Annotated in this window: 3 protein-coding genes; all 3 read left to right on the forward strand. The window is 66.1% G+C overall.

Features of this window, described 5'->3' with window-relative positions:
- Positions 1–153: 153 nt before the first annotated feature.
- Positions 154–1,554 carry a mycofactocin biosynthesis glycosyltransferase MftF gene (gene mftF, locus ACIBW7_RS26440; RefSeq protein WP_397050678.1) on the forward strand — a complete coding sequence of 467 codons (1,401 nt, stop codon included), beginning with the start codon at positions 154–156 and terminating at the stop codon, positions 1,552–1,554.
- 42 nt (positions 1,555–1,596) lie between these two features.
- On the forward strand, positions 1,597–3,024 hold the full coding sequence (gene mftG, locus ACIBW7_RS26445) for a mycofactocin system GMC family oxidoreductase MftG (RefSeq protein WP_397050680.1): 1,428 nt from the start codon (positions 1,597–1,599) through the stop codon (positions 3,022–3,024).
- A gap of 129 nt (positions 3,025–3,153) precedes the next feature.
- Positions 3,154–4,509: a GAF domain-containing protein gene (locus ACIBW7_RS26450; RefSeq protein ID WP_397050682.1), complete on the forward strand. Its 1,356-nt coding sequence runs from the start codon at positions 3,154–3,156 to the stop codon at positions 4,507–4,509.
- The last annotated feature ends 431 nt before the right edge of the window (positions 4,510–4,940 follow it).

Genomic DNA, 4,940 nt, shown 5'->3' on the forward strand with positions numbered 1-4,940 from the left:
CGTTGCCAGCTGTCTTCGGCGAGTCGCTTGCGACCCGCCGAAGACACGATTCGGCGGGAGTTCTTGCGCCACACGGGCGGATTCGTGCGGAATTCCGTCCTTTTTTCCGGACTGATGGTGCCAATGCGCGAATCACCGCCTAACATGCCAGGAATGCGCCACGATCGCCTGCCCGACGGATTCGGGGTGCGGATCGATCCACGGGTACGCGCATACTCCGGGGGACGCATCCTGATCGGGGGTTCACCCGCCCGGTTGCTGCGACTTGCCCCGGAGGCCGCCGAGATGATCGGCGACGGGTACCTCGAGGTCACCGGCCCGAAGTCCGCCGTTGTTGCCAGACGGCTGCTCGACTCCGGTGTCGGTAATCCGCGCCCCCGGTTGCTGCCGTCCCTCGACGATGTGACCGTGATCGTGCCACTGCACAACAATGCCGACGGCCTCGCCCGATTGCTCGCGGCATTGCGCGGACACAATGTGATCGTCGTCGACGACGGTTCGGATCAGCCGGTCGAGATCCCGCGCAACCGCGGCACCCGCTGCCGGGTGACCGTGCTGCGTCACGACCGCAGACAGGGCCCGGCCGCCGCGCGCAATGCCGGGTTGCGGGCCGCGACAACCGACTTCGTCGCCTTCCTGGACTCCGATGTGGTCCCGCGCAGCGGCTGGCTCGAGGTGATGCTCGGACACTTCAGCGATCCGGAGGTCGCGCTGGTCGCGCCGCGGATCGTCGCGCTGGATCCGGAGTCGAACGCGCTCGCGCGCTATGAGCACACCCGCTCCTCGCTCGATCTCGGTCGGCGCGAATCGGCCGTGCAGTCGCGCGGACTGGTCTCCTATGTGCCGAGCGCGGCCATGCTGGTGCGCCGCCGGGCGCTGCTCGCGCAGGACGGGTTCGACGAGACGATGCAGGTGGCCGAGGACGTCGATCTGTGCTGGCGGCTGGAGCAGGCGGGCTGGCGACTGCGCTATGAGCCGGCGGCGCACGTCGCGCACGATCATCGAATCTCGTTCCGCGCGTGGTTCGGTCGCAAACTGTTCTACGGCACCGGGGCCGCGCCGCTGGGCGAGCGGCATGCGGGCATGGTGACGCCGCTGTCGGTGCCGTTCTGGACGGTGGTCGCGACCATGCTGTTCGCCACGCTGACGAAGTGGGGACTACTCGGCGGACTCATCACCCTGGTGACCGCGCTTGCCCGACTACGCCGGGTCTTCACCGGACTGGACAACCCGACTCGGATCGCGGCGATCTATCTGGCGCGCGGCTACTTCGCGGGCATCTGGCGACTGGCCTCGGCAATGTGTCGGCACTATTGGCCGGTCACCATGTTGGCGATGATTCTTTCTCGGCGGGTCCGGCGCATCGCGGTCACCATGGCGGTGGCGGACGGTCTGGCCGACTGGTTCACCCATCGCGACGCGGGCGGGCTCGACCCGTTCCGCTACGTGGCCTACAAGCGGATGGACGATATCGCCTATGGAACGGGCTTGTGGCTCGGCGCATTCCGCGCACGCAGCCTGGAATCGCTCGCGCCGAGTACGCCCCGGAGCTGAATCGAACGTGTGATGGCTGTACCACCCGATGAGCTGATGTAGATGATCGACACACTGATCATCGGTGGTGGTTCGGCCGGGTGTGTACTGGCGGCCCGGCTGAGCGCGGACCCGGAGCATCGGGTGCGGCTGCTGGAGGCGGGGCCGGTGTCGACCGATCCTGCGGTACTGCTCGATGCGACTCGAATGCCGATCGGGCACGAATCACCGTGGGTGTGGCGATATCCCGTCACGTTGGCAGGTGAGATCACCGGGAATATCGTGCGCGGAAAGGTGATCGGCGGATCGAGTGCGGTCAACGGCGGCTACTTCGTCCGGGCGACGGCCGCGGATTTCGCCGCGTGGAGTAAGGATCTCGACGGTTGGTCCTTCGACGCGGTCCTGCCCGCCTATCGCCGGCTCGAGCGCGACCATGACTTCGGCGACGAGCCGGGACACGGTACGACGGGCCCGATACCGGTGCGCCGCACCGCTGGTCCCGCGCCACTGAGCTGCGAATTCGCCTCGGCATGTATGGCACTCGGCCTACCACTCATACCTGACTTGAACGCACTGCCCGGCACGGGTCCGGCCGATGGTTTCGGGCCGGTGCCGTGGAATATCGAGGACGGCAGGCGCGTCGACACCGGATCGGCATATCTTGCGCCCGCGCTCGCGCGACCGAATCTCACGGTGACCGGCGCCGTACTGGTGACCCGCATCCGCTTTCACGGCACGCGCGCCATCGGGGTGGACTATGTGCACGAGGGCAGGCCGGGCGCACTCGACGCGGATCGCATCGTGTTGTGCGCGGGCGCAATCGAATCCGCGGCGCTGCTGTTGCGCTCGGGTATCGGCGATCCGGAACGGCTTCGGGCGCTCGATATTCCGGTGGTGCATCCCGCGCCCGTCGGCGCCGGGTTCAGCGATCACCCCGAGATCGGCATCGACTACCGCTTCGATCCGTCGCCCTCGACTGCCGCAGGCATCCCGCTGGAATATGTGCTGGAACTCGACGATGTCGAAATCCGTCCGTACGCCGTAACGTTTACCCCGTATACCCAACGGTTGGGTGTGGCGCTCATGCGCCCGCATTCCGAAGGCGTGCTCCGACTCCGCTCCGCCGATCCGACCGTGCCGCCGGACATCGATTACCGCTACTTGTCGGAGTCGGCGGATCGGATTCGGTTACGGGAGGCGGTTACCGAAGCGCGCGAGATATTGCACGCGATACCGATGGTGCGCCCGCCGGAATCGATACCGGATGACGCGTGGTTGCACGCGAATCTGGCTACTTCGCAACATCTGTCGGGCACTTGCCGAATGGGCGGTGCGGACGATGAGCGCGCGGTGGTCGATGAGCAGTGCCGGGTGCACGGCACGACCGGTTTATCCGTGGTGGATCTTTCCGTTGTTCCGGTGCCGCTGAGTCGCGGTCCGCAGGCGACGACGGTACTGATTGCCGAACGCGTCGCCGAATACCTCACCTAGGGGTCTGGAAGATGGGTAGGTCACATTTGCGCGAGGTCTGAATGTGGTGTGACCTGGCGGACAAACGAAGGCAACGGCCCTTGCCCGAGTTATGCGCGCCGGTACAGTTTGGGGCGGAAAGAAAGGCAAATGGTCAGCAATCTTGCAGGTGGGCGGCCCCCACGGCACGGCGTCGAACCCGGCACTCAGCTCGGCGCACTGGAAGCCTATGCCGCACAAGCACACGGATACCTTAGCGCGGGTGGCGAGCAGCTGTCGCAGCTTGCCGGTCTGCTGCGTCCCGTCGTGCTCGAATCCTGGTTGCGCAGTGTGCGCGGCGGCGTCGACCCGATGGATCCGCTCGACGGGCGCGGCCTGCGCGGCGCGGATCTGCAGCGCTACCGCGACGCGCATCCGATTGCCGCATTGATGCCGCTGATCGACAAATTGCTCGTACAGGACACGGCCAGAACGGGTTTGATCGTCGCGGTCGCCGATCAGTTCGGCCGGGTGCTGGGGGTGCACGGCAATCCCGATCAGGTCGATGCCGCCGCCGAAATCGGTATGCGCGCGGGCGATGATCTCAGCGAACGCCGCATCGGCACGAATGCCGTCGGCCTGGTGGTGCGCACCGGGCGGGCCGCGTGGATCCATGGGCCCGAACACTTTCTGCACCGGATGCATCAGATCACCGGTGCCGCGGCGCCGGTGCACGATCCCGACGGCAGGCTGGTCGGGGTGCTGATGATCGCCGGGGGCGTGCGGGTGGCGAAGCCGGAGATTCTGGCATTGGTGAAAGCGACCTCGACCGCGGCCGAAATGGATCTGCTGCTGACCGCGATGCGTGCGGGTCAGCACGGGGCGGTGAGTTCGACCGGTGACATCGCGGCGGCGCGGTTGGGCCTGGATGTGCTCGGGCTCGGACAGCCGCTGCTGACCGTCGCGGGTGATCGAGTTCCGTTGTCGCAGCGCCACGCCGAGATTCTGCTGCTGCTCGCCGAACATCCGGAGGGGCTGGGCGCGGATCATCTCGCACTGCTGCTCGACGACACGGACCTGGATAACGGCACCATCCGCGCCGCCATGTCGCGATTGCGTGCGGTGGTCGGCCCGACCGTATTCGGTTCGCGCCCTTATCGGTTGCGGGTGCATATCGCAACCGATATCGAGGCGCTGCGGGCCGCGCTCGATTCCGGCGATGTCGATACCGCATTACGCCTGTACGCGGGTCCGGTGCTGCCACGCTCGACCGCGCCGGGAATTATCGATATCCGTGATGAACTTCGGGTCCGGCTGCGCGCCGCGGTGCTCGGTTCCGGTGAAGCCGCGGTGCTGCGTCGGTGGACCGCATGTGCGGAAGGGCGCGACGATGCCGCGGCCTGGGTCGCGTATCGGGCGACCGTAGATCGCGATTCGCCGCTGTATGCGCAGATCGAGGCCAAAATTCGGGTACTCGATCGGCGGCTCGGCGCTGATGCAACGCGGATGCAACGTTCCCGCTCATAGTCTGCACATTCGAAAGTGCTGTGGCTCACATCCGCGATCGAATTGTGGTCGCGAACACAGCTTTGCCCAGCTGTGTCGGCCCAGCTGAGCGCGCTGGACGGCCGACCAACTTTTTTTAGTGCAAAAAGTTCCTTTTTATTAACGAAGCGCCTAGTGTTCGCAATGCGGATCACATCCGTGTGATGTAGCTGACACCGCCGCGGCGCCCGCACCGCGGCAGCGACGTTGGAGGAGTGCTCGAGAGCTAGGCGCACGCGGGGCGCAATCTGTTTCGATCCCGCGCGGGTGTCGTCATGCCCCGCGCATTCGCCGAATCTTCTTGTGGTGGCGTCGAAGCCATGTGTCAACGCTGAACGGCGTTGCCGCAGCGGCTTATTCGTGCTGCCCGAATGCGTTCGGCCTGCTTTTTTACGCCGAACAAGGAGGCTCTG

Origin of the sequence: Nocardia sp. NPDC049526 (assembly GCF_044465765.1) — a bacterium.
Taxonomy (GTDB): Bacteria; Actinomycetota; Actinomycetes; order Mycobacteriales; family Mycobacteriaceae; genus Nocardia.

Bases quoted from the DNA above. Each gene is read 5' to 3' on its own strand.
- mftF (WP_397050678.1), top strand. From the start codon at position 154: ATGCGCCACGATCGCCTGCCCGACGGATTCGGGGTGCGGATCGATCCA.
- mftG (WP_397050680.1), top strand. From the start codon at position 1,597: ATGATCGACACACTGATCATCGGTGGTGGTTCGGCCGGGTGTGTACTG.
- ACIBW7_RS26450 (WP_397050682.1), top strand. From the start codon at position 3,154: ATGGTCAGCAATCTTGCAGGTGGGCGGCCCCCACGGCACGGCGTCGAA.